Source organism: Marinobacter sp. MDS2, assembly GCF_030718085.1.
Classification (GTDB): domain Bacteria; phylum Pseudomonadota; class Gammaproteobacteria; order Pseudomonadales; family Oleiphilaceae; genus Marinobacter.
Genome location: NZ_JAVAJF010000001.1, coordinates 2,259,351 through 2,282,929 on the forward strand (window position 1 = coordinate 2,259,351; position 23,579 = coordinate 2,282,929).

Sequence of the window (23,579 nt, forward strand, 5' to 3'; positions counted from 1 at the left end):
GCCTGCTTCTCCTCAGAACTTCAGGGTGATGGAGCCGCTGATTACATGGATATCACCGTCGGCAGTAACGTTGGTTTCGTTACCGTCAAAGTCGACCAAGGTGAAGTCCCGCTCTTGTAGTTGTTGGTACTGGTAGCCAAGGTCCAAACGAACAGGGAAGGCCAGCAGTCGTGTGCGGTTATAAGTGGCGCTCACGCCCAGGCCGACGATGATCTTGTCGGTATCCAGGTAGTTGAGTTCCGGGTTCTTAGTGGTTTTCAGTGGAGATTCTTCATAGGCGATACCACCGCGAACGGCAAAGTTTTCGTTCAGCTGGTACTCAGCGCCCACTCGTGGAACGAGGATGTCGTCAAAGCCGATACGGTTGCCGGCGGATACGGACTCCTGGTCCTTGATACTGTCTTTGGCGAACTCGTCTTCCAGTTCCGACCAGTTCTGTTGCTCGATACTGCCGCCAACGCGCCAACCGTCACCGGCGTACTGAGTGCCTAGAACGATGGTTTCCGGCTGGAACGAATCAATGGTTGCAACCGTCAGGCTAAGACCTGGGTCCGGGATGGTTTGGGTTACAACGATGTTTGAGCCCACGGAGGTTTTGGCCGAGGACTTGGTGCGGTAGGTCAGTGCCGCTTCCCAACCATCGAGGAAGCAGTCGTCTTTTCCGCAGAAAGTGCTGCCAAAGTCGATGTTGGTGCCCAGAATGGTTTTCAGGGTTGGTTCGGCGTTGACCGCCAACTTCTCGCGGCTGGTTTCGCCGCCCAGCGTGGACACTGCATCCAGCTGTGCAGCCGCTTCCAGTGTAATTCGTACCGAGGCGCCGGCAGAAATACCGCGCCAGATCGGAGTTGCACCACCAACGTTCAGGAACAGAGGCTCTTTGCCGTTTTGCAGATACTGGCCGGTTTCTGAAGTTTCAGATTTGAACGCCAGCATTTCCTTCCCGTATTTCTCAACACCGGCAATGAAACCAAGATAGATCGGGTGCTTGAATCGGGTCAGCGAGCCCAGGTTGGTCTTCATGCCGATCAGTACGTGCTGACTGGGTGAGCTTGATACAACGTCGCCATCCGCATTGGGGTTGGCAGAACGAAGCTCTTGCTCGGCGTGCAGAATACCGGAGGTGAGTTCACCGCGGGTATCGCGAGTCAAGGATGCCGGGTTGTAGTAAGTTGCTGAAACCTGGTCGTTAAACATGGACAGCGATTGAGCGGTAGCAACGTCAATCGGCATCACACCGTAGGTGGTGCCGAGGTTGCCCATGCTGGCATTCGCTGACATGGAAAGGGTGGCGGATACAGCTGCAACAGCAAGGGTCGTTGCCCGTACAGAAAATCGGGAAGGAAGAACCATTAATACACTCCGTTCGCTCTTTGTTGTTGTGTACAGCCCCGGCGAGTGCGCAAGGATACTGGTACGGTTGGTCAGGCTGCAGTGTAGGACACTTGTCACTTTAGGACGTTGGCATATTTGACACTATGTTATGTCTGTAATACCACGTACGCACAGTATGCTAGGTAACCGCATGGTCTGTGTAGATGAGAAGGGCGAAAGTGTGTGGTGGTTTTGTTGCGGAATGTATCAGGGCGGGCTTTCGGGGCTAGCAATTGCTAGCCCCGGATTTGCTATAGACCGACTGCTTTATCAAGTTCTGTTAGTTTGGCCGGACTAATGAGATACAACGAAGCCACTTCAACGGAACCATCATCCAAAGCGGTTAGCGGCGCCAGTGAAACCGAGCTGCTGGTAAGCTCAGTTGGGAATCCTTCTGGGCCTTCAACATCGACAGACCATAACACTTCAAATGTTTCAGGATCACGCCGCTGCAGTGCACTCGCGGTCACGACCAGCAATCTGCCCTGTGTATCCAGTGCTAGGTCGAAAATGTCAGAGCGTACGTCCCGGCCATAACGCCAGCGCTGATCAATAAGAGCGGTGACATTTCCGCTGTTGGTGTCTACGCGATAAACGCTATAACGGGTGATGGAATCTGCGCCAGTGACGATATTGTCGTGGATACTGAAGTAAAGCTGGTTGCCAAGCTTACGGAAAAAACTCGACGCAACGATCTCATTGCCATCACGCAGAACGTCTGAGGGTAGCTCAGTAGCCCACTCAATGTTGCATTCTGAGTCTATTTTGCTCACCAGACCTTCGTTGCCACTGAACGTGAAGGAATAGATATAGCCATCGTCCCCAACAATAACCGTTCCCTCTTCTTTAGCCGAGGCGATACGCGCCCACCAGCTTGAACCTGCTCCACTGTAATTAAGTGCCATGTACCGGTTTGAGTTAGCCGGACCCATGGGTGCGGAGCAACCATTGGGCCCCTGAAGCGTCAGACTCCCAGCGGTCGCGGTGAAGATCATATCCTCTGCTAGAAAGCTGGATTTCTTTCGGTCGAAGTTTCGGGAGTCTGCTTTTTGGAATCTGGACGAGTCTGCGGTGTACATCGCGACCGTTCCGTTGCTTCGAAAGCCAAGCCCGCCGCCACTCAGCGTATATTTTCCACTCACTTGGTCATGGCGGATTCGTTGCATTCCCTCCACTGCGCTGTACGGTTTTTGTGCCGAACTGCTCCAGAGGTTCTTGGCATCAGCGTTATTTAACCCGGTCGATTGAAGGTCCGCATTGTCGATCTTCACTTGGTCGATAATCTCACCGGCAGAATTGACCCGGCCTAAATAAATGCCGTCTTCCCCGTTTGCCGCGCCTGTTGCGCTGAACATGTAGAATTTCGGGTTTCCGGGTTGGGTGTCATAAAACCAATCAATGCTGGTATTGCTTGCGAACTGATTATTAAGAATCTGATCTTTATCCAGCTTGTCCGGGAATGCTGCAATTTTTGGATCAGATCCCGGCGTAATCATTGGGCCGTCACTCAGCGGCATGCCGATTATTTTGTAAGTGCCGGAGTTTCCTCCGCCGGAGCTCGTCGTGGCCGCATAAGTGCCTGAGTCGGCTGTGCGAGCTGTAAGTAAGAAAGTGTCTGTTACACCAGTGGCGTAATTAAGTGTAATCTCATACTGCGAGCTGCCCTTAGGCTTCCAGCTGTAGCTGTCAAAGTCGGAACCGCTGAACCTTTGACGGTCACGGGTATTAAATCCGGCGGGGCCGTAGCCTGAGGCTTCAGTGGATGACGGCGCCATAAACAGAACCATTTTGCCTACATTCGTTCCGCTGCTGGTGGAAGACTTAACCGTCATCTCAATTTGCAGGTTTTTGGGGTCATCTGGCCAATTATAGCCGTTGGCTCCTGTGCCTGAACTCCCTGCGGAAGAGTCTCCATTTCCACCTCCGCCCCCACCACCGCAAGCGGCTAGAGTTAAAGCTAGAAACAGCAAGGCCAAGAGTGAGTGCGCCTTATACAAGCGGGTCAGTGTCGTCATTGATTACAGCTCCAGGTGGAAATCCGTTAATCCAAAGGTCGGGCAATCAATAGCTTACGCAAGGTGTCCTGAAGCAAAACACCCTCATATGAGGGTAATTAAAGGTGACTCTAATGAGTTTTCGGGCGGGGCTATATAGGTTTGATAAGACGCGAAAGGGTGTTCTGTTGATCAACGCAAGGTTGATAAAAGTATCGCGCTAATCAATTGACCTTGACGGTTGAATCCTGTTTTTTGAAAGACCTGTTTCAAATAGCTTCGGACGGTTGCTTCACTTTTGTGATGGTGTTCGGCTATTTTTTTCAGGCTCAACCCTGCCACTAGGCCTTCACAAAGCTTCCCCTCTGCTGCCGAAAGCGGGAAGTATTTCACTATTTCGTCGGCGGTCGGGAGTGTCCGTGCTTTGAGGTCAACGATGGTGACCAGAACGCCACCGGAGAGTATTTCGTTGTGTTCGAGAGGGCGGATGGTCATGACCAATGGTGAAAGAGAGTGTCGCTTGACGATCAGAGTTTCCGGCAAAGCTGAGTCTTCACTGCATACCGTTGCTGCTGCCCGGGCCATTGCTTTAAAAAAGGATTTCCGTAGCTGATCGGTTCCAAAGTACAAACGCCCATGCCGAAGGTTGATGCACGATTCCTGGTCCAGAAGCTGTTCACCGCGCTGATTGGCAGTGACCATTGTTCCCCGGTTGTTCAGGATGAACGCAGGGTCAGTAATGAGTTCAGCGATGCCGCTGAGGGTTTGGGCGGCCTCTGGGTGTTGGTGAATCTTTTTAGCCAAAACGACCGTTTGTTTAATGAACGGCACCAAGCGATTCATGGCCGCTATTTCTTCTGGCTGATAGGCGCCCTGTGCATACGTACGCTGAACAGTCAGCAAGGTAATATGAGAATCGTTGGCTTCGACAACCAGCCAGGCGGAATCAAGCATGTCTTGGTCAGATTCCCAACGGCCGTAGTCATCACCGGGCGGGCCATCGTGTAGAAGAGGTAAAGCCGAGTTGAAAAGACCTGCTTCCTGAGTGACTGCGTAATTGGTGACGGCATCGTGCTCGATCATATTGTTATCGAGATACCAGGTTAAGAATTCATCTGGTAAACCGGCATGCCAGATATGCTCAATAGCTCTTGGGGTTCTGCGGATAAAAGAGAGCTGTGCTGCACATCCATTGACAGCATCAACGAGCATGGAAAGGAATCCGTGAAAACCCGCTTGGTGTTCTAATGAATCATAAAGGCATTGAATTAAATCGGTCTCGTTGCGAAGAAACGAACCAGAGCTATCACTAGGGTGATTTCCCTTCGATGTCATCAAGTTATCCTTTGGGGGAGCGCAACTTCTTTGAGGCGCTAGGGAAACTATAGAAGAACATCATTTAGTTTATAAGAGGTAATGGCAATATGGCCTGTTTTTACACAGTTGCGTCGGGTGTAAGGCAGGCTGTGAGAGATTCGAGTCTAATCGTTGGGCGGTGTCCCAAGAGTATCCCTTGCCGTGGCCCAAAAACAACAAAACCCGCAACGTGGCGGGTTAAGTTATTGAATCTTATGGTGGGCCCACCTGGACTCGAACCAGGGACCAAAGGATTATGAGTCCTCTGCTCTAACCAACTGAGCTATAGGCCCGATAACAAAAGCGGGCGCCATTATACCCGTGAGGGTTGGCGCCCGCTACTGTGTTTTCGGTTTTATGCGTTGCCTTGGTCGTCGATAAAGCCGCGCAGGTGATCGGAGCGGGAAGGATGGCGCAGCTTGCGCAGAGCCTTGGCTTCGATCTGACGGATACGCTCACGGGTAACATCGAACTGTTTGCCCACTTCCTCCAGGGTGTGGTCGGTGTTCATTTCGATACCGAAGCGCATGCGCAGGACTTTCGATTCACGTGCGGTCAAGCCGGATAGCACAGAACGGGTGGCTTCACGCAGGCCTTCCGCGGTGGCGGAATCTACCGGCGATAGCGCCTGAATGTCTTCGATGAAATCGCCCAGATGGCTGTCTTCATCATCCCCGATCGGTGTTTCCATGGAGATCGGCTCTTTGGCGATCTTCAAGACCTTGCGGATCTTCTCTTCCGGCATTTCCATGCGCTCACCCAACTCTTCGGGCGTAGGCTCGCGGCCCATTTCCTGCAGCATCTGGCGTGAAATGCGGTTCAGTTTGTTGATCGTTTCGATCATATGCACCGGAATACGGATGGTGCGTGCCTGATCCGCAATAGAGCGGGTGATGGCCTGGCGGATCCACCAGGTCGCATAGGTCGAGAACTTGTAGCCACGACGGTATTCAAACTTATCGACCGCTTTCATCAGGCCGATGTTGCCTTCCTGGATCAGGTCGAGGAACTGCAAGCCACGGTTGGTGTACTTCTTGGCGATGGAGATAACCAGACGCAAGTTCGCTTCCACCATTTCTTTCTTGGCGCGGCGGGCTTTGGCTTCGCCGATTGAAACGCGGCGGTTGATCTCTTTGATGTCTACGACGTCCAAATCCACTTCGGTTTGAACGTTCTGAATACGCTTCTGCAGGCGGACGATTTCATCCAGACGCTCAGCAATAGCCGCTGCGTAGGGCTTTTTGCTCTTGGCAATCTTCGGAGCCCAGTCCAGGTTTACTTCGTTGCCCGGGAACTCTTTGATGAAATCCTTGCGTGGCATTTTGCATTCGCGGATGCAGATTTGCATGATGGTCCGTTCGTTCTCGCGCACCATGTCGTTGGTGGAGCGAACAACGTTGACCAGCTCATCAAATGCTTTGTTGCCCAGTTTGAACGGCGCGAACACAGCGCCCAGTTCGTTCAGGGCTTCCTGGGTTTTCTTGTGGCCACGGCCATGCTTGGCCAGTGCTTCGTTCGCCGCTTCCAGTTTTTCTTTCAGCAGTTCAAAGCGCAGGCGAGTTTCTTCGGGATCCGGACCGCTTTCCTTTTCCTCTTCTTCCTCGTCCTCTGCGTCTTCAGCCTCGTTGGTGTCTACTTTGGCTTCTTCGACGGGCTCTTCGCCCATGAACGGCTCGGCATCGTCCGGGTCAAGGAAGCCGGTAACGATGTCGCTGATGCGGCCTTCGTTCTCGATAATGCGGTCGTAAGCTTGAATAACGGTGCCGGCGGTGCCCGGGAAATGCGCCACCGCGGCCATAACATCGCGGATGCCTTCTTCGATCCGCTTGGCGATAACAATTTCGCCTTCGCGGGTCAGCAGCTCTACGGTACCCATTTCGCGCATGTACATGCGCACCGGGTCGGTGGTGCGGCCCGCGTCGGTTTCTACGGCAGCCAGCGCGGCAGCAGCTTCGGCAGCAGCGGCTTCGTCGGCTGTGGAGTCACCTTCGGTCATCAACAAGGTATCGGCGTCAGGTGTTTCTTCGCACACCTGAATGCCCATGTCGTTGATCATCCGGATAATGTCTTCAACCTGATCCGGGTCTGCAATGTCTTCCGGCAGGTGATCGTTTACCTCGGCGTAAGTCAGGTAACCTTGTTCCTTGCCTCGAGCGATGAGGTCTTTTAAACGTGATTTCTGCGAATTGCCTGACATAGACACCCTGTGAACTCGCTTTTAAAGAGGAAAAAAGTTAAACAGCCATTATAGCTGTCGCTTATCTGGTCTGCCAATGAACGGTTAGATGGTGATCAATGGCATTAGTTTCAAGTGCTCAATGCTCGGCTTTCGGGTTTAACGTACCCGCGCTGAGCGTTCGTAGCTCCTCCCGTTGTTCCGGGGTGAGCTTGGCCAGGTTCCGGAGCAGTGTTGCCAGTCTTTGCTGGCGCGCGGCTTCTTCGTTCGGGCTTAGTAGCTCTCTGGCTGCTGCCAGTGTGCTCTCCCGTGCCGGGATATGCTCCAGTCCGTCGAACAGGTTGTAGAACCGGTCGCGGGCCTGTTTGTCTGTTGCCAACTCCGCAATCAGTGCTTTGCGGGTTTGAATATCTTTATCCAGGAGCCAGCGGGCAAATCGCCCGGCTTGATCCAGTTGCCGGGTGCTATCCGCCTGGGCCTTGATTTCAGTGGCCAGCTCCGGCGCTTCCAGCAAAGCAAGGCACAATGTGCTGTCTTTGCTGAGTTTTACATCCACCCGTTCTTCGGTCGGGCGGGGCTGTCGTTCTCCGCGCCAGCCTTTGGCTTTGAAGTTTTTGCCGCTCTGCTGGCGGCCCTGCCACTGGTTACGGCCGCCGCATAAGCGCAACATTTCGTGCCACATGGCATCCCGCAGTGTGCAGCGGGGCATTTTGTTCAGCAGCTGTTCGGCTCTGGCCCTGAGTTCGCCCCGGTGTTCCGGAAGCTCAAGATCCAGGCCTTCGCTCTGGCGATCAAACAAAAAACGCGAGAGCGGTGTGGCGCCTTCAATTCGTTTTTGGAAAGCTTCTGGGCCTTCCTTTCGGACCAGCGTGTCCGGGTCTTCGCCTTCGGGTAGCATCAGGAACTGTAAATGCAGGCCGTCGGCGATCAGTTCCAGTGCGTTTTCCATGGCGCGATCAGCGGCTCGGAAGCCTGCTTGGTCGCCGTCAAAGCAAAAGACAATATGCCGGACTTGCCGGAGCAGGGCGGTCAAACTGTCTTGATTGGTCGCGGTGCCCAGTGTTGCAACGGCATAATCGATGCCGTGCTGGGCCAGTGCGATGACATCCATGTAGCCTTCTACTACCAGCAGTTTGTCCAGCTGGCGCGTGGCTTGCCGGGCTTCGTGCAGGCCGTAAATCTCGCGGCTTTTATGGAATACGTCCGATTCCGGCGAGTTGATGTACTTGGCTTTGTCGTCGCCCAGTGTGCGGCCACCAAATGCGATGGTTTTGCCGCGGGTGTTCCGGATCGGGAACATCACCCGGTTGCGGAACAGGTCTCTTGGTTTGCCGTACTTGTCGGAAACGGTTTTGGTTTCCAGTAAGGGCTTTTTCAGATCTCTCGGTGCCGCGTCATACAGGGCGGTGCCGCTACCCGGTGCAAAGCCGATCTGGTAACGTGCGATGATGTCGTCGTCCAGACCGCGTTGTTTCAGGTAATCCCGTGCGTACGCGCCTTGTTGGCTGGTTAGCGACGAGTGATAAAACTTGCTAGCGAAATCCAGCGCGTCGGTCAGAGTCCGGGCTTGCTGCATTTCCTGTTTGGCGACTTTGTCGTACGGCACTTCCATGCCGGCACGTTTCGCCAGTTCTTCTACCGCTTCGGTAAAGCCAAGGCCTTCGAATTCGCGGATAAAGCTGATGGCATCGCCATGAGCGCCGCAGCCAAAGCAGTGGTAGAAGCCTTTGTCGGGCCGAACGTTGAACGAGGGCGTTTTCTCGTCATGAAATGGGCAGCAGGCTTTGTAATTACCGCCGGCTTTTTTGAGAGTGATGCGTGATCCAATCAGTTCTCCCAGATCAATTCGATCCAGAAGGTCTTCAACAAAGCGTTGAGGGATCAGTCCGCTCATGGTGGCTCCACTTCATCCGGGGCGCCGGATACAAACGTTATTCACCATAGCCAAAAATGCCGCCGAAGCCAGGCCTCGGCGGCATTTTCAGTTTGCCGGATAAGGCGAAACGCCGTTCCGGCAATCAGTCTTGCTGTCGAAGCGGTCTGAACTCAGTACAGACGCTCGAACTTACGCTGTTCACGCTGAAGCTTCTTGAGATGACGCTTAACGGCAGCAGCAGCTTTGCGCTTACGAACAGCCGTCGGCTTTTCGTAGTGCTCACGACGACGTACTTCAGAAAGTACACCGGCTTTTTCGCATGAACGCTTGAAGCGACGCAGTGCTACGTCAAACGGTTCGTTCTCTTTCAGTTTAACAGCTGGCATTCGACAATCACCTACCTGATAGATTCGGTTTCAAATTGTTCCGCTGGAATAGATTCTCGCGGCTCGATCCCTGGTCAGATTGGTTATAACTCGACCAGTGCATAATTAAGGGCGGCAATGATAACGGCTCGGACACTTCAGGTCAATCATTGTTCAACGAAAGTGACGGGAGCCACCGGCTTTCTGATAAAATCATGGCCGATCGATCCAACCCCGCAGACACGGCCCTGATTTATGCTGATTCTTGGTATTGAAACTTCTTGTGATGAGACTGGCGTTGCCTTGCTGGATGATGAGCGGGGCCTGCTGGCCCATGCGCTGTTTAGCCAGGTGGAGGTACACGCAGACTATGGCGGTGTGGTGCCGGAACTGGCGTCTCGTGACCACGTGCGCAAATTGCTGCCATTGTGTGACCAGGTGTTGGCGGACGCCGGCAAGTCCCGAACTGACATAGAGGGAATTGCTTACACGGCGGGGCCTGGTCTTGTCGGTGCCTTGATGGTGGGTGGCTCGGTGGCTCATGCGCTGGGATACGCGTTGGATATTCCGGTACTGGGGGTGCATCACATGGAGGGGCATTTGTTGGCCCCGATGCTGGAAGACAATCCTCCGGCTTTTCCTTTTGTGGCTCTGCTGGTATCCGGTGGTCACACCCAATTGGTTCGGGTAGATGCCATTGGTGAGTATGAAATGCTGGGCGAGTCAGTGGACGACGCCGCTGGCGAAGCCTTCGATAAAGCCGCGAAAATGTTGGGTCTGGATTACCCCGGTGGCCCCCGAGTGGCTGCGCTGGCGGAACACGGCCGGGAAGGACGTTACCGCTTCCCCCGGCCGATGACCGATCGCCCCGGACTGGATTTCAGTTTCAGCGGCTTGAAGACGTTCACTCTGAATACCGTGAATGGCGCCAAGGATGCGGGTGAATTTGACGAACAGGTGAAAGCAGACATCGCGTTGGCTTTTGAGGCCGCGGTGGTTGATACCCTGACCATCAAATGTCGCAGAGCACTGGAGCAGACCGGGTGTAAGCGCCTGGTGATTGCCGGTGGAGTCAGTGCGAATAAGCGGTTGCGCGCCGGGCTTGAGAAAATGACGGCAAAACTGGGCGGTTCGGTGTTCTATGCCCGCCCGGAATTCTGTACCGATAACGGCGCCATGATCGCGTATGCCGGCGCTCAGCGTTTGAGAAAAGGGCAAAAAGACGGTGAACGCATTGTCTCGGTGCCGCGCTGGCCTATGGATACCTTGCCGTCAGTGAGCGAGCCCCGCGCTAACGGTCTGGTGGACTGAAAGCGCTAAAGCCCCGTTTCCCGGCCCTGGGCCAGCCGGATCAGGTTGTTGCGGTGGCGAACCACGATAAGCAATGTCAGCAGGCCGAACAGCGGTAAGGTTTCCGGTTCCAGAATCGCGCTGATGATCGGGCCAGAGCCGATGGCTATGATCGACGCCAATGCGCTGATCCGCGAACGCCAAATCACCAAAAGCCAAACAGCGGCCATCAGCAGGGTGGTGAGCGGCGCGAGCGCCAATCCGGCACCGAGCGCGGTGGCGACACCTTTCCCGCCTTTGAATCGGAAAAAAACCGGAATCATGTGCCCGGTCACGGCGCTCAAAGCGACGATGGCCTGCACCATAATCGACATGCCGGCCTGATTAGCCAGCCAAACCGGTAGCCAGCCTTTCAGGGCATCGAGGGCGAGGGTGGTGAGCGCCGGTTGCCATCCTCCCGCGCGAAACACATTCGTGGCCCCCGGATTGCTGGAGCCCTGAGCGCGTGGGTCTGGAAGTCGCCATGCACGGCAAACCGGGATGGCAAACAGCACCGATCCGGCGAGATAGGCCCCAAAACAGAGCAAAACAATGAAGATCGGTTGGCTAGCAGTTTCCATAGGTGTTTCACATGGCGCGCAGACGGCATCGGGTATTCTGTGAGAAAATAGCTGCCCCAAATTCAGGCGAGCAGGCGAAGGGCCACAGTATCGCTTGTCTGTTTAATATTCAATCAGCCAAGAGTGTAAGCCTAGGGAGTCTGGTTTGGCAGATGTGGTGTTAGTGGAAGGTTTGGCGGTCGAAACGGTTATCGGAGTATACGACTGGGAGAGGGAAATTACCCAGCGTCTGCTGGTGGATCTGGAAATGGCCTGGGACAACCGGGTGCCGGCCGCAAGCGATGATGTTGCCGATGCCCTCGATTACGCAGCCGTGAGTGAAAGGGTCGGCCAGTGCATTCAGGCACTGCAGCCCCAATTGCTCGAGACGGCCGCGGAAGCGGTTGCCACCATGCTGCAGCAGGACTTTGGTGTGAGCTGGTTGCGGCTGACCATCAATAAACCCGGTGCCGTCCCGGCGGCCAGCTCTGTGGGTGTTCGGATCGAGCGAGGTCAGCGCTGATGGTGAGGGTGCTTCTGGGGATCGGCAGCAATGTTGAACGCTACCGGCATGTGGGGCTCGCGCTGGACGCCTTGCAGGAAATGTTTGGCGAGTTGTCGGTGTCGCCGGTGTATGAGAGTGAACCGGTGGGATTTTCAGGCTCCAATTTTCTGAATCTGGCGGTGGGGTTTCATACGGAGTTACCCGTGCCCGAGTTGTCGCAGCGGTTAAAGCAGATGGAGCTGGATTTTGGCCGCCGCCCGGATGCTCCCCGGTTCAGCCCGCGCACCTTGGATTTGGATATCCTTACCTACGGCGACGAAATCGGTGTTGTTGCCGGCGTGGAATTGCCCCGGGGGGAAATCCTGAAAAATGCCTTTGTATTGAAACCGTTGGCGGATATCGTGCCGAACGAGACGCACCCTGTAAACGGGCGGTGTTACCGCGATCTGTGGCAAGACTATAGCACCGACCAGAGGCTCTGGCCGGTGGATTTTAGCTGGCAGGGCCGGCAGATTTCAGCGGCGGTTAGCTGAACGGAACAACGTGACCAAGTTGTCGGTTGCGCTATCTCCGGCGCTACCGGCCTCGCCATCCTTGATCAGGCGCGGCAGAATTTCGTTGCCCATTTGCTTGCCAAGCTCGACCCCCCACTGGTCAAAGCAATCAATATCCCAGATCACACTCTGCACGAAGGTTCGGTGTTCATAGAGCGCCACGAGTGCGCCAAGGGTTGCTGGCGTCACCTTCTCCATCATCAGAATGTTACTGGGTTTATTGCCTGGAATCGCTTTATGCGGCGCCAGAGTCTTTGCGGCGTTAAGATCCAGCCCGCCGTTTGTTAGTTCCTCCACGGCTTCCGCTTCTGTTTTGCCAGCCATCATGGCTCGCGCCTGACTCAGGCAGTTAGCAAACAGCGTGGCGTGATGATGGCCCACCGGATTGTGAGAGGTCAGCGGAATCACAAAGTCGGCAGGCACCAGACGGGTGCCTTGATGGATCAGTTGGTGGTAAGCGTGCTGGCCATTCGCACCGACACCGCCCCAGAGAATCGGGCCGGTCTCGCAGCCGACCGGATTGCCGTCTTGGGTGACCTTTTTGCCGTTACTTTCCATATCCAGCTGCTGCAGGTGCTCGGGCAGGTGCTTAAGATACTCATCGTAAGGCAGCACCGCGTGGCTTTGAGCGCCCCAGAAGTTGTTATACCAGACACTCAGTAGTGCCATCACCACCGGCAGATTCTGCTCGGTTGGTGCTTCATTGAAATGGCAGTCCATTGCATGGGCGCCGGCCAACAGAGCACGGAAGTTCTGCATGCCGATCATCAGCGCGATGGGCAGACCAATGGCCGACCAGAGCGAGTAGCGGCCGCCCACCCAATCCCACATCGGGAAGATGTTGTCTGAATGGATGCCAAAGCGAGTCGCCTCCTCGGAGTTGGCGGTCACGGCCATAAAATGATCGGCCACGGCATCCTGATTGCCGCCGTTAGTGAGGAACCACTCTCGGGCAATCAGGCTGTTATCGAGGGTTTCCTGAGTGCGAAACGATTTCGATTGCACCAGGAACAAAGTGGTTTCGGGGTTGAGCGACCTCAGCGTTTCAGCGATATCCGTGCCATCGATATTGGCAACGAAATGGCATTTGAGATTACCCTGCCAATAGGGCTTGAGCGCTTCCACGGCGAGTTTGGGGCCAAGGAAGGAGCCTCCAATGCCGATGCTGACAATATCGGTAAAGGCACGACCGGTATGGCCGGTTTGGGTGCCGTTCCGAATTGCCCGGTCGAGCTGTTCCATGCGCGCCTGAGTGGCGTGAATCTCAGGCATGATGTCGGTGCCATCAACCCACACCGACGCACCGTGCGGTTGGCGCAATGCGGTGTGCAGTGCGGGCCGGTTTTCGGTGCGATTGACCCTCGCCCCTGTGAACAGGTCTGCAATACGCTGTGGCAAGCCACAGGCATGGGCCAGGTTGGCGAGGGCAGACAGTGTCTCATCGGTCAGGCAATTGCGGGAGAAATCCAGCGTTAACCCCGCACCTTTTATCAGGTATCGGTCAGCGCGTTGCGGGTCCGATTGAAACAGGTCGCGCATCAGTACCTGTTCCAGCTGTTGTTTGTGCTGGAGAAGTGCGTGCCATTCGGATTTTTGGGTCAGCGGTGCCGAAGCGGGTGGCATCAGAGTGTCCTTTCTGTTCGCTGCCCCGCAAAAACGAGGCAGCGAGTCCGGGGGTTAGCGAGTTACAGAGATATTGTCGATCAGCCGGGTGGTTCCCAGGAAAGCGGCCACCAGTATGGTCAACTCTTTGTCGGTATCTGCCGCCGGCTTTAGCGTCAGGCTGTTCACAATGTTGAAATAATCGGGGCGCAGGCCCGCTTCGGACAGGGTGTCGCGAGCTTCCTGTTCCAGCCCGGCAAAGTCATTGCTGCCCGCTTCGAGTTGCCGGGCGGCATGGGTCAGAGTTTTGTATACGACAGGCGCAATGGCTCTCTCTTCTTCTGACAGGTAGCCGTTGCGGGAGCTCTTGGCCAAACCGTCGTCTTCCCGGACGGTGGGCGCGCCGATGATTTCGATGGGCATCATCAGGTCCCGGGTCATCTTGCGAATCACCGCGAGCTGCTGGAAGTCTTTTTCGCCAAAAAACGCGATATCCGGCTGGATCATGTTGAACAGCATGGTGACTACCGTCGCCACGCCTTCGAAATGACCGGGGCGGCTCGCGCCACAATGCCCTTCACTGACTTCCGGCACCACCACTTTGGTTTGATTGGCGAGGCCTTCCGGATAAATCTCGGAAACCGGCGGTGCGAAGATCAGCGTGTTACCGGCCGGAGCCAGCTTGTCCTGATCCTCTGCAAGGGTGCGCGGGTAAGAGTCCAGATCTTCGTTGGCACCAAACTGCATGGGGTTGACGAAGATGCTGGTAACGACGATGTCTGCCGCTTCCGAGGCTTTGCGAACCAGGGAAATATGGCCTTCGTGAAGATTGCCCATAGTGGGCACCAACGCGATGGTTTTTTCCTGTTGGCGATAAGCTCTCAGGATGCTACGCAGTTCTTTGAGTGAATGTACGGTTCTCATGCCTTGAACGTATGCTCCTCGGCGGGGAAAGTGCGTTCTTTAACAGCCTTGGCGTAGGCTTCGATGGCTTCCGGAATGGACGACGCTTCGGCCAGGAAGTTTTTTACGAACCGGGGCTTGCGGCCCGGTGTCACGCCCAGCATGTCGTGCAACACCAGTACCTGGCCGTCGGTGTCGGAGCCGGCGCCGATGCCGATAACCGGTGCTTTAACGGCTTGTGTGATGCGGGCGGCGAGAGGCGCAGGAACGCATTCCAGCAAGATGATGTCAGCGCCAGCCGCTTCCAGCTCGCACGCGTGCTCGATCATGGCCTCCGCGGCTTTGTCGTCGCGGCCCTGAACTTTATAACCACCGAATTTATTCACGAACTGGGGGGTCAGGCCCAAATGAGCACACACAGGCACGCCCCGTTCGCTCAAGGCTTCGATGGTGTCTCTCATCCAATCGGTGCCTTCCAGTTTCACCATATGGGCACCCGCGCGCATCAATTCAGCGGCGTTGTCCAGAGCATCTGCGACGGTGCCATACGACATAAACGGCATGTCGGCCATGATCAACGAGCCTGTGTTGCCCTTCGCCACGCAGCTGGTGTGGTAGATCATGTGTTCCATGGTTACGGGCAGCGTGCTGTCGTTACCTTGTAGCACCATGCCAAGAGAGTCACCAATCAGGATTACATCCACGCCTGCTTCGCTGACCACCTGTGCAAAGGTGGAGTCGTAGGAGGTTAATGCCGAGAAGGCTTCGCCTTTCTGCTTGAGTTCCCGCAGGGTATTAATGGTAACTGCCATAAGATCCTTGCCTTTTGGGTGGATGGGCCAGTAGTGATCCGGGGTCTTCCGGTGTTCAGAGAAGTATAAGATTAATGCCGAGGTGTGTCAGCCACAAGGGTAGCATGGAGTTCCTGCCCTTGGGTTAGTCTGATCCGGCCATTGGCGGTAGCTTGCGTAGCTGATTGTCCGGGCATTGCGCGCGCAGCTGTTCGACGCGGCGGCCGTCGGGTAATGTCAGTTCCGGGTTCAGGTCCAGCAACGGCTGAAGCGCAAAATCCCGGTTTGCCAGCTCGGCATGGGGAACGGTGAGGCGTTCGCCGTTGATGACTTCGGCGCCAAAAAGTAGCACGTCCAGGTCCAGTGTGCGTGGCCCCCAGTGTCGGAGCCGTTCCCGCCCATGGGCCTGCTCGATGGCCTGCAGATGATCCAGTAATTGATGGGGCGATAAGTGTGTCGCCAGCGCCACTGCGCCATTCACGAAGTCGGGCTGATCTTGTGGCCCGACCGGCCGGCTGGCGTAGAAGGGCGACTGCGCCAACAAGGTGGTCTGGGGCAGGCGTGACAGCTCCATAACGGCTCGGGCCAGCTGAGCAGCCGGGTCTTTCAGATTACTCCCCAGCCCGACATAAGCAACCGTGCTCATGACTGCGGCGGCTTTTTGTTGGGGCTGCGTTTGCGGCCGCGTTTGCGAGGCCCCGCTGCAGAGCCGAGCTGAGACAGCATTTTTTCCTGCCCGCGCTCATCCGCTTTTTGAAAATCGGTCCACCAGGCACCAAGGCCGGGTTCCAGCTCCCCGGCTGATTCACGTACCAACAAGAAATCGTACGCGGCCCGGAAGCGCGGATGACTGAGGGTGGCGAAAGCGCGCTTGCCCTGGCGCCGCGGGAGACGGATCTGGAGTTCCCAGATTTCTTTCATCGGGCCAGAGAAGCGCTTGGGTATTGACGTGGCTTGCACCTGACGGCCGATCACTTTTCCGATTGCGCCGTGTAACGCTGGTTGAACCGGGTCGCCGTTGTCTTGGCGCAGGCGCCATTCGGCTTGCAGCGCCGGCCACAGCATGGCGGCAAACAGGAAGTACGGCGTTACCGACTTGCCTTGGGCAATACGTGCATCGGTATTGCGCAGGGCCTGACGGATGAGTTCGTCGGATTCGCCGCTATTAAGAGCGCGTACGGTTTCCGGGAACAGCATCTCCAGCAAGCCGTAGTCTTTCAGGAGCTCGTAGGTGGCTTCGCCGTAACCGGCCGAGAACAGTTTAAGTACTTCATCAAACAGGCGAGCCGGGGGGATGTGGCCCAGCAAGGGGGCAAGTTCCCGAATGGGGGCTTCGGTGTCCGGCTCGATATCGAAACCCAGCTTCGCGGCGAAGCGGATCGCACGCAGCATGCGAACCGGGTCTTCGCGGTAGCGGGTTGCCGGGTCGCCAATCAGTCGGATCTGACGGTTTTCAAGATCCTGCATGCCGTTGGCGAAATCGATGATGGTGAAATCACGAATGCAGTAATAAAGCGCATTGATGGTGAAGTCGCGGCGCAGAGCATCGTCTTCCAGGTTCCCGTAAACGTTGTCCCTCAACAGCAAACCGTGCTCGCTGGTTTTGTGTTCGTGGTCAGAGTGATCCTCGTTAGAGGCTTCGGCGTTGCCGCGGAAGGTGGTCACCTCGATGATCTCGCGGCCAAAGACTACGTGCACGATGCGGAACCGACGGCCGATCAGCCGCGAGTTTCGAAACAGGTCGTGTACTTCTTCCGGCGTGGCGTTGGTGGCGATGTCAAAATCTTTGGGCCTGCCGCCCAGAACAATGTCGCGCACGCCGCCGCCCACCAAGTAGGCTTCGTAGCCGGACTTGTTCAGTCGGTTCAGCACTTTTTTGGCGGGTTCGCTGATCATCGAGCGAGACACATTGTGCTGGTCTCTCGGAATCTCTTGGCGCTGGTAATGTTTGGCTTTCTTTTTCCCGGTGCCGGGCATGAAAGAACGCAGCTTTTCTACAAGTCTTTTAGGCATGGAAGTCCGTGTTTGCGCAGAGCAAAAACGTGGATTTTAACGGTTTGCGCAGGAATTGCACATGTTTGGCTGATATTAGGATGGAAATGAGGGTTTATTGCCTGAATTGGAGGAGGGGAGTTGTTGGGTGGAGGCCCATAATCAAAAGGCGGATCCGTTTTCACGAATCCGCCCTGAAAGCTTCGACGATCTGCAATTATTTTTGTTTTGAGTCGGGATTCTTTTTAATGTTTTGCCCCACTGCGTGCCCAACCTTCGGGCATCAAGATTATGCAAGCGGAAAGCTTTGAATACATGGTGCGATCAATAGCATGGAGCGGGTTATCAAGGCAGGTGTAGCGTCGTCTGGAAGACGATTCTTATCCACATCTACAACTCGCGCATGCTTAGGGATCACAAAAAAACCTAGCACCCAAAACACTCAGTTCGCTTACGTCCTATTTTGTTTTTGTTTTTGTTGCCGGACGTTTTCTTGCAGCTTTTTATTTTTGTTGTTGGCGCTGCGTTGTCACTTTTGTTTTTGTTGTTGTGCGCTCTTAATAGTGCAGAGGCCGTGCCAGAAATTGAAAGTGCTTTGTTAACAGTGGGTTACGGATTTGCCAGAAATAAGTGTTACCCCGTATTCTGGAAAAGTGTTACCTGCATCACATAAATGGGAGGGGGAGTGTTACCGAGGGGAACGTCCGGTAACAAATGATTCCGGGTTCATTTGTTACCGGAACGGATTTAACTGCCGCTGGTTTTTTTGCGAGGAATGCCTAAACGTTGTCTGCGCTCCCAGAGTGATTTGCGGCTAATGCCCAGTTTCTGTGCCAGCTCGGTTTCGCTCATGCGGTCCTGGTTTTCGATCACGAAATGCTGGAAGTAGTCTTCCAGAGACAAATCGTTGGCAGAGTCGGAATCCCGGGTGGGGGTGCTTTCGTTGTTGCCTTCCACCAGGGTTTCAGGGATGTACTCGTCTCCTGAGTCGCTGTCGAGGTCCAGGACGGCCGGCGTGATGGTGTCGCCGTCCGCAAGGATAGACGCGCGTTCTATGGCGTTTTCCAGCTCCCGAACATTGCCCGGCCAGCGGTAGCGCTGCAAAGCTTGCATGGCGTCGGGGCTCAGGTGCAGGTCGGGCCGGTCGAGCCTTTGTGCTTGTTGTTTCAGGAATCGCCCAGCCAGCCCGAGGATGTCTGCGCGACGCTCTCGCAAGGGAGGTAGTCGGATCTGCATCACGTTCAGCCGGTAATAGAGATCTTCCCGAAACTCGCCGGTCCGGGTCATGGCTTTTAGGTTTCGGTGTGTCGCGGCAATCATGCGCACATCCACCTTTCGGCTTTGGGTTGCGCCTACTTTTCGAATCTCACTTTCTTGCAGGACCCGAAGCAATCGGGCCTGTGCTTCTGCAGGGAGCTCCCCGATCTCGTCGAGAAACAGACTGCCGCCGTCAGCGGCTTCGATCAGGCCGGTTCGTGCGGATACCGCTCCGGTAAACGACCCCTTCTCGTGACCGAACAGCTCTGATTCAATCAGGCTCTCCGGGATGGCCGCGCAGTTGACCGAAATCAGAGGCTTGGAGGCACGGGGGCTCAGAAGATGCAGTGCGCGGGCGGCCAGTTCTTTACCGGTACCCGATTCACCGTTGATCAGAACTGTGGTTTGAGTCGGTGCCACTTTTCGAATAAGCGTGAACACCTTTTCCATCGGTTCGCACTGACCAAACATGATGTTGGATGGATCCGGTGCTTCGGCTCCGGATTCGGCCGCTTCTTCGCTGCTGGCGGGCCGTGCGTCTTTGCGGGCAAGGATGCCCTCTACTGCGGCCAGCATTTCATCGTGATCGAACGGTTTCGCGATGTAATCCACAGCGCCCATTTTCATCGAATCTACGGCAGAGCGCAGGCTGGCGTAGCTGGTCATGATCAGCACCGGCGTATCGGGGGCCCGGTTGATCATTTCGGTGCCGGCGGCACCGGGCAGCCGGAGGTCGGTAATGACCAGATCGAAGGTATCGGGTTCCAGTTCTTCGGCTGCTTCTACGGAGATGGCATCGGCCACCTCGTAGCCAGCATGCTGGAGCAGTTTACGGACTGCAGACCGGATAATATCTTCGTCTTCAACTATCAGAATGCGGGGCATAGTACGTTCACGACCTTTCGTTCGGGCGACTGTCAGCATCAGTGTCGGGTTCGTAAGCTGGCAGGCGAAGCCTCATGCAAGTTCCTTTGCCGCTCGTCGGATGGGCGGGGCTTTCTACCTGGATATTGCCATAGTGTTCTTCAACAATGCTGTACACAAGGGAGAGGCCTAGCCCTGTGCCTTTGTTGGATGCCTTAGTCGTAAAAAAAGGCTCAAAAACATGATCTTGTTGGTCCGACGGTATTCCTGTGCCTTCGTCAATAACCTCGATGATAGCGGAGTAACTATCGCGCTTGCCAGTCACCTGAATTCGGCCATTCTCGGGAGAGGCGTCTCGTGCGTTCGCGAGCAGGTTAACAAATACCTGCACCAGGCGCTGTTCGTCGCCGAGTATTTGCAGGTCCTGCGGGCAAACGTTTTCGTATTGGATGCCCTTGCTGTTATCGCCCAGTGAGAGCAGGTTGATTGATTCCTCGACACACCGGTGAAGATCAACCGGCTCATAGCGTGTGGCATGGGCATGGTTGCCCGTGCGTGAGAAATTCATCAGCGATTGCAAAATGGTCGAGATGCGCCGGGTTTGTTGCTGGATCTGGTTCGCCGTGTCCAGAATCTCGGGGTTGTCCGTTTCCAGTTTGAGGTTCTGTGCCAGTGACGAAATGCCCGTGACCGGGTTGCCGATTTCGTGGGCGACGCCGGCGGCGAGACGGCCCACCGAGGCCAAGCGCTCGCTGTGCATCAATTCATCTTCAAGCAGCCGGGTTTCAGTCTGGTCCTCTACCAGAATAATAGAGCCGCCTTCCGGGTGCTCCGGGCCATTCAACGCCGCTTTGTGCAAATTCAGCCAGTGCGGTTTGCCGCGCAGATCCAGCCGGTGTTTGTATCGGTGAGGATCGTTGCCTTTGTTAAAGTCATCCAGTAGCGCGTGCCAGTGCTCTGGTAGCGCAAGGAGTTTTGCGCCAACCACTTCATCGGCAGAGATGCCGGTCAGCGCTTCCATGGTGTGATTCCACATCAGTATTTCGCCGTCGTCACCAATAGAGCAGGCAGGAATTGGCAGGTTCTGCAGGGTTTGCCGGTAATGGCGGCGCAGGTTGTCCAGCTCGCCGGCCAGCCCCGTGAGCTGGTTCTGGTAGTCACCGAGGGCTCTTTCCACGTAGCGGATGTCTTGCCCGGTGCCGCCGTGGGCCATGGGTTTGAAACCCAGATGTCTTTTTACCATGTCTCTGGCGATAGAGGGGCCCAGAAGTCCGGACAGGTTCGCTTCAATCTGGTCCCTTAGCCGCCGTAGTTGGTAGGGGCGGAATTCCGAGGGCGGCAGGTTCAGTTGTGCGAGCGCTTGCTGTACTTCCCGACGGGCAACGTTTATGCCCAGTGGTTCGGCCAGATGATGGATGAAGTCAGCGGATGAAGAGGCGAATAGCTCGCGCCTTTGAGGGCGCGAAAGCGCCCCCATAGAGCAAGCCTGAGCTGCACTGGCTTCTTCCGGTGTGGCCGGGCTTAGAATAGAAACCACCGAAAACATGGCAACGTTGGCAGCCAGGCTGGTGAAAGTGACCACGTGCCAGTTGTCGTAGCCTGCGGTTACCGGCATGCCTATCAGCGACAGCAGGTCAAAGGTGTAGGAAAAAGGCAGCACGAGAGTGAGGGCCCAGATTGACAGCCCGGTCACCAGACCCGCGATCAAACCACGGCGATTGCCTTCGGGCCAGTAAATGACCCCAAGCACACCGGGCAGCAGTTGCAGGGTGCCGGTCAGCGAAATGGCGCCGAGAATGGAGAGGTCGAGACGTTGGCCAACAATCTCATGAAACAGCAGGGCGGTAATCAGAATGGCGGCGATCAACAGGCGCTTGACCCATTGCAGCCAATGGTAAATATCGCCCTGATCTTTCGGGGTTTTAAGGGGGAGGACAACGTGGTTGAGAACCATGCCGGCGAGCGCCAGCGTACTGACAATCATGAGTCCGCTGGCCGCCGACAGGCCGGCGATATACATCATCAGCGTCAGCATTGGACTGTCCAGCGCCTGAGCGATGCCGATGCTGAAGAAGGCCGGGGGGGCTGCCACCTCGAGCGCTTGGCCGCCCCACACGATCAGTGGCACCGGTAGGCCGAGCAGAAACAAATAAAGCGGAAGCCCCCAGCTGGCTTTGCCGAGCGCTCTTGGAGAGGGGTTTTCGCTGAACGTCATATGATACATGTGCGGCAAAACCAGTGCGGCGGCAAATGACATCAATAGCAGCGCCCGCCAAGTGCCGTCGTTTACGTTCATGGCCATCGGGGATTCTGGGCGTGATGTGTCGGCCAGCCAGTTTTCCAGCCCGGCATTCCCTTTAAATACGCCAAACAGGATGACGCCACCCAATACCAGCAAGGCCGCCAGCTTAACCAGTGAGTCGAACGCAATGGCCAGAACCAAACCCTGGTGGTGTCCTGACGCCTGGTGTCGGCGAGCGCCGAACAGCACGGCAAACAGCACGACAATCAGACAGAAGAGCGTGCTGATAAACGTGGGCGAGGTGTCGGGTGCAAGTATGCTGGCTGAGGCCGAAACCGCCTGAATCTGCATGCTGAGCAAGGCCATGATCGCTGTGGCAGAGCAGAGCGTGACCAGCGTGCCCGCCCATTGGCTTCGGTATCGGTAAGCGAACAAGTCGGCCAGCGATGTGAGCTGATAAGCCCGGCTAATCCGCAGAATCGGATTCAGTAGCACGGGGGCTAGCAGGAAGGCGCCGCTGATTCCGACGTAGTAAGCCAGGTAGCCAAAGCCCGATTTGGCGGCGAATCCGATGGCGCCGTAAACCGCCCAGATGCCCGCATACACACCGAGGCTGAGTGTGTATGTCAGTGGATGGCGTACCCATCGGCGAAGCAGCGTGCCGCGCTCGGTTGCCCAGGCAATGCCAAACAGAAGGCTCAGATAAAGCAGGCTGGCCAGAAGCAGCCCCGGGGCGCTAAAACTCATTGGGATCTCGTCGCCATTCTAACCAGAAACCGATCGCGATCAGGCTGCCCCAAAAAATAAACGGGCTGTACCAGGCATTACCCGGGCCGGTCCACCAACTGAGAATGTTTGGTGAAAAGATATAAATGGCCAGCACCAGTAGAAAAACCAGGCGGTAGATATACATCAGGTTAGTGGTCCGAGTGCGATTGTGTACTTGGGGTTATACCACGGGCTTGTCGGGATGTCAGGGGAATGGCTGCTCGCTGCCAGTGCGCCCGGGCCCACGCCAGTACGTCGCTTACCGAGGCTTGGGCCAGTTTGGCGGGCGGCTGCTGACCGAGTGCGACGAGTGCATGCACCAGATTCGTTGCCGGTTTTGTGTCATCGAGCGCTGGCGCGTGATTCTGCTTGCTCAGCTTCTGGCCTTGGTCGTTGAGGATAACGGGTATGTGCAACCATTGCGGTGCCGGAGCACCTAAAGCCTGAAATATTTGCTGCTGTTGAGCAGTCATGTCCAGCAGGTCGGAGCCTCGGACCGCATGGCTGATGCCTTGATCAATGTCGTCCACGGCAACGGCCAGCTGATAGGCGTAAAAGCCTTCTTTTCGTTGAAGAACCGGGTCGTCTAGTTCCGCTCGAACGGTCTGGTGTTGCGGGCCTAGCAACAAGTCCTGCCAATGGCTGTTGTCATCAGAGAGGGCAAAACGAATGGCATGAGGCGCCTCGTCAGGTAGTGAAGCACGCGTTCTGCACTGGGCAGGGTGGCGCCCGCCATGGGCTTGGAGCTGTTTGCGCGAGCAGCTACACCGGTAAGCTTTTCCGTTTTTCAGTAGATGGTCGATGGCTTCTTGGTAGGCCGTGTGCCGCCGAGATTGGAAGCGTATAGGCTCGTCTGAGTGTAAGCCGTGGGCGTCGAGAGAATGCAGGATTTGATCGGTGGCTTCCGGGGGTTCCCTGAGCGGGTCAAGGTCTTCAATGCGAACCAGCCAATCACCGTCAGCCGCTCGGGCTTCCAGCCATGTGGCTACAGCGGTGACGAGGGAGCCAAAGTGCAATGGGCCTGTAGGGGAAGGCGCAAAGCGCCCGCGGTATCGGGTGTGCTCCATAAGATCT

19 protein-coding genes and 1 tRNA gene are annotated in these 23,579 nt (G+C 55.9%); 3 read left to right on the forward strand and 17 right to left on the reverse strand.

The window, feature by feature from the left end:
• Positions 1-12: 12 nt before the first annotated feature.
• The 7 genes from aupA to rpsU form a co-directional block, all read right to left on the reverse strand.
• Positions 13-1,350 carry an alkane uptake protein AupA gene (gene aupA / locus Q9245_RS10595; protein WP_305897102.1) on the reverse strand — a complete coding sequence of 446 codons (1,338 nt, stop codon included), beginning with the start codon at positions 1,348-1,350 and terminating at the stop codon, positions 13-15.
• Positions 1,351-1,622: 272 nt separating this feature from the next.
• On the reverse strand, positions 1,623-3,386 hold the full coding sequence (locus Q9245_RS10600) for a hypothetical protein (protein WP_305897103.1): 1,764 nt from the start codon (positions 3,384-3,386) through the stop codon (positions 1,623-1,625).
• Positions 3,387-3,557: 171 nt separating this feature from the next.
• Positions 3,558-4,700, reverse strand: coding sequence for a helix-turn-helix transcriptional regulator (locus tag Q9245_RS10605; RefSeq protein WP_305897104.1), 1,143 nt, complete (start codon positions 4,698-4,700; stop codon positions 3,558-3,560).
• A 237-nt stretch (positions 4,701-4,937) separates the two neighbouring features.
• Positions 4,938-5,014, reverse strand: a tRNA-Ile gene (locus Q9245_RS10610).
• A 62-nt stretch (positions 5,015-5,076) separates the two neighbouring features.
• Positions 5,077-6,918, reverse strand: coding sequence for an RNA polymerase sigma factor RpoD (gene rpoD, locus Q9245_RS10615; RefSeq protein ID WP_305897105.1), 1,842 nt, complete (start codon positions 6,916-6,918; stop codon positions 5,077-5,079).
• 118 nt (positions 6,919-7,036) lie between these two features.
• Positions 7,037-8,791, reverse strand: coding sequence for a DNA primase (dnaG, locus tag Q9245_RS10620; RefSeq protein ID WP_305897106.1), 1,755 nt, complete (start codon positions 8,789-8,791; stop codon positions 7,037-7,039).
• Between the two features lie 152 nt (positions 8,792-8,943).
• Positions 8,944-9,159 (reverse strand): 30S ribosomal protein S21, encoded by a 216-nt coding sequence (gene rpsU, locus Q9245_RS10625; RefSeq protein WP_096278179.1) that lies wholly within the window; start codon positions 9,157-9,159, stop codon positions 8,944-8,946.
• A gap of 234 nt (positions 9,160-9,393) precedes the next feature.
• Between rpsU and tsaD the strand changes: the two genes are divergently transcribed.
• The gene (tsaD, locus tag Q9245_RS10630; protein WP_305897107.1) at positions 9,394-10,449 is read left to right on the forward strand and encodes a tRNA (adenosine(37)-N6)-threonylcarbamoyltransferase complex transferase subunit TsaD; all 1,056 of its coding nucleotides are present in this window, start codon (positions 9,394-9,396) and stop codon (positions 10,447-10,449) included.
• A 5-nt stretch (positions 10,450-10,454) separates the two neighbouring features.
• Here the strand turns inward: tsaD and plsY are convergent, their stop codons facing one another.
• Entirely contained in the window at positions 10,455-11,048 is a 594-nt protein-coding gene (gene plsY, locus Q9245_RS10635; protein WP_305897108.1) for a glycerol-3-phosphate 1-O-acyltransferase PlsY, read from the reverse strand.
• A gap of 145 nt (positions 11,049-11,193) precedes the next feature.
• Between plsY and folB the strand changes: the two genes are divergently transcribed.
• Together folB and folK (Q9245_RS10645) are read left to right on the forward strand one after the other, a co-directional pair.
• Complete coding sequence (gene folB / locus Q9245_RS10640) at positions 11,194-11,550, forward strand: dihydroneopterin aldolase (protein WP_305897109.1); 357 nt, start codon at positions 11,194-11,196, stop codon at positions 11,548-11,550.
• A complete protein-coding gene (gene folK / locus Q9245_RS10645; RefSeq protein ID WP_305897110.1) occupies positions 11,550-12,065 on the forward strand; it encodes a 2-amino-4-hydroxy-6-hydroxymethyldihydropteridine diphosphokinase in 516 nt (171 codons plus the stop codon). Before folB ends, folK (Q9245_RS10645) begins: the two co-directional genes overlap by 1 nt.
• On the opposite strand, the gene pgi is transcribed toward folK (Q9245_RS10645), so the two are convergent.
• The 9 genes from pgi to gluQRS all read right to left on the reverse strand — a co-directional run bounded on the left by pgi (position 12,048) and on the right by gluQRS (position 23,572).
• Positions 12,048-13,709: a glucose-6-phosphate isomerase gene (pgi, locus tag Q9245_RS10650; protein WP_305897111.1), complete on the reverse strand. Its 1,662-nt coding sequence runs from the start codon at positions 13,707-13,709 to the stop codon at positions 12,048-12,050. The two genes, folK (Q9245_RS10645) and pgi, sit on opposite strands and share 18 nt — an antisense overlap.
• Before the next feature lie 54 nt (positions 13,710-13,763).
• On the reverse strand, positions 13,764-14,612 hold the full coding sequence (panC, locus tag Q9245_RS10655; protein ID WP_305897112.1) for a pantoate--beta-alanine ligase: 849 nt from the start codon (positions 14,610-14,612) through the stop codon (positions 13,764-13,766).
• Entirely contained in the window at positions 14,609-15,403 is a 795-nt protein-coding gene (panB, locus tag Q9245_RS10660) for a 3-methyl-2-oxobutanoate hydroxymethyltransferase (RefSeq protein WP_305897113.1), read from the reverse strand. Before panB ends, panC begins: the two co-directional genes overlap by 4 nt.
• Positions 15,404-15,527: 124 nt before the next feature.
• Positions 15,528-16,028, reverse strand: coding sequence for a 2-amino-4-hydroxy-6-hydroxymethyldihydropteridine diphosphokinase (gene folK / locus Q9245_RS10665; protein WP_305897114.1), 501 nt, complete (start codon positions 16,026-16,028; stop codon positions 15,528-15,530).
• Complete coding sequence (pcnB, locus tag Q9245_RS10670; RefSeq protein ID WP_305897115.1) at positions 16,025-17,395, reverse strand: polynucleotide adenylyltransferase PcnB; 1,371 nt, start codon at positions 17,393-17,395, stop codon at positions 16,025-16,027. Before pcnB ends, folK (Q9245_RS10665) begins: the two co-directional genes overlap by 4 nt.
• A 726-nt stretch (positions 17,396-18,121) precedes the next feature.
• A complete protein-coding gene (locus Q9245_RS10675) occupies positions 18,122-19,516 on the reverse strand; it encodes a sigma-54 dependent transcriptional regulator (RefSeq protein WP_305897116.1) in 1,395 nt (464 codons plus the stop codon).
• Between the two features lie 7 nt (positions 19,517-19,523).
• Positions 19,524-22,484 (reverse strand): ATP-binding protein, encoded by a 2,961-nt coding sequence (locus tag Q9245_RS10680; RefSeq protein WP_305897117.1) that lies wholly within the window; start codon positions 22,482-22,484, stop codon positions 19,524-19,526.
• Complete coding sequence (locus Q9245_RS10685; RefSeq protein WP_305897118.1) at positions 22,474-22,650, reverse strand: hypothetical protein; 177 nt, start codon at positions 22,648-22,650, stop codon at positions 22,474-22,476. The genes Q9245_RS10680 and Q9245_RS10685 overlap by 11 nt, the downstream gene beginning before the upstream one ends.
• A 4-nt stretch (positions 22,651-22,654) precedes the next feature.
• Positions 22,655-23,572: a tRNA glutamyl-Q(34) synthetase GluQRS gene (gene gluQRS / locus Q9245_RS10690; RefSeq protein ID WP_305897119.1), complete on the reverse strand. Its 918-nt coding sequence runs from the start codon at positions 23,570-23,572 to the stop codon at positions 22,655-22,657.
• Positions 23,573-23,579 lie beyond the last annotated feature (7 nt).

Excerpts from the sequence above, each read along its gene's own strand:
- folK (WP_305897114.1), bottom strand. The coding sequence starts at position 16,028 with ATGAGCACGGTTGCTTATGTCGGGCTGGGGAGTAATCTGAAAGACCCG.
- panC (WP_305897112.1), bottom strand. The coding sequence starts at position 14,612 with ATGAGAACCGTACATTCACTCAAAGAACTGCGTAGCATCCTGAGAGCT.
- Q9245_RS10685 (WP_305897118.1), bottom strand. The coding sequence starts at position 22,650 with ATGTATATCTACCGCCTGGTTTTTCTACTGGTGCTGGCCATTTATATC.
- Q9245_RS10600 (WP_305897103.1), bottom strand. The coding sequence starts at position 3,386 with ATGACGACACTGACCCGCTTGTATAAGGCGCACTCACTCTTGGCCTTG.
- pgi (WP_305897111.1), bottom strand. The coding sequence starts at position 13,709 with ATGCCACCCGCTTCGGCACCGCTGACCCAAAAATCCGAATGGCACGCA.
- plsY (WP_305897108.1), bottom strand. The coding sequence starts at position 11,048 with ATGGAAACTGCTAGCCAACCGATCTTCATTGTTTTGCTCTGTTTTGGG.
- dnaG (WP_305897106.1), bottom strand. The coding sequence starts at position 8,791 with ATGAGCGGACTGATCCCTCAACGCTTTGTTGAAGACCTTCTGGATCGA.
- rpsU (WP_096278179.1), bottom strand. The coding sequence starts at position 9,159 with ATGCCAGCTGTTAAACTGAAAGAGAACGAACCGTTTGACGTAGCACTG.
- rpoD (WP_305897105.1), bottom strand. The coding sequence starts at position 6,918 with ATGTCAGGCAATTCGCAGAAATCACGTTTAAAAGACCTCATCGCTCGA.
- Q9245_RS10675 (WP_305897116.1), bottom strand. The coding sequence starts at position 19,516 with ATGCCCCGCATTCTGATAGTTGAAGACGAAGATATTATCCGGTCTGCA.
- Q9245_RS10605 (WP_305897104.1), bottom strand. The coding sequence starts at position 4,700 with ATGACATCGAAGGGAAATCACCCTAGTGATAGCTCTGGTTCGTTTCTT.
- panB (WP_305897113.1), bottom strand. The coding sequence starts at position 15,403 with ATGGCAGTTACCATTAATACCCTGCGGGAACTCAAGCAGAAAGGCGAA.
- folK (WP_305897110.1), top strand. The coding sequence starts at position 11,550 with ATGGTGAGGGTGCTTCTGGGGATCGGCAGCAATGTTGAACGCTACCGG.
- gluQRS (WP_305897119.1), bottom strand. The coding sequence starts at position 23,572 with ATGGAGCACACCCGATACCGCGGGCGCTTTGCGCCTTCCCCTACAGGC.
- Q9245_RS10680 (WP_305897117.1), bottom strand. The coding sequence starts at position 22,484 with ATGAGTTTTAGCGCCCCGGGGCTGCTTCTGGCCAGCCTGCTTTATCTG.
- aupA (WP_305897102.1), bottom strand. The coding sequence starts at position 1,350 with ATGGTTCTTCCTTCCCGATTTTCTGTACGGGCAACGACCCTTGCTGTT.
- pcnB (WP_305897115.1), bottom strand. The coding sequence starts at position 17,395 with ATGCCTAAAAGACTTGTAGAAAAGCTGCGTTCTTTCATGCCCGGCACC.
- tsaD (WP_305897107.1), top strand. The coding sequence starts at position 9,394 with ATGCTGATTCTTGGTATTGAAACTTCTTGTGATGAGACTGGCGTTGCC.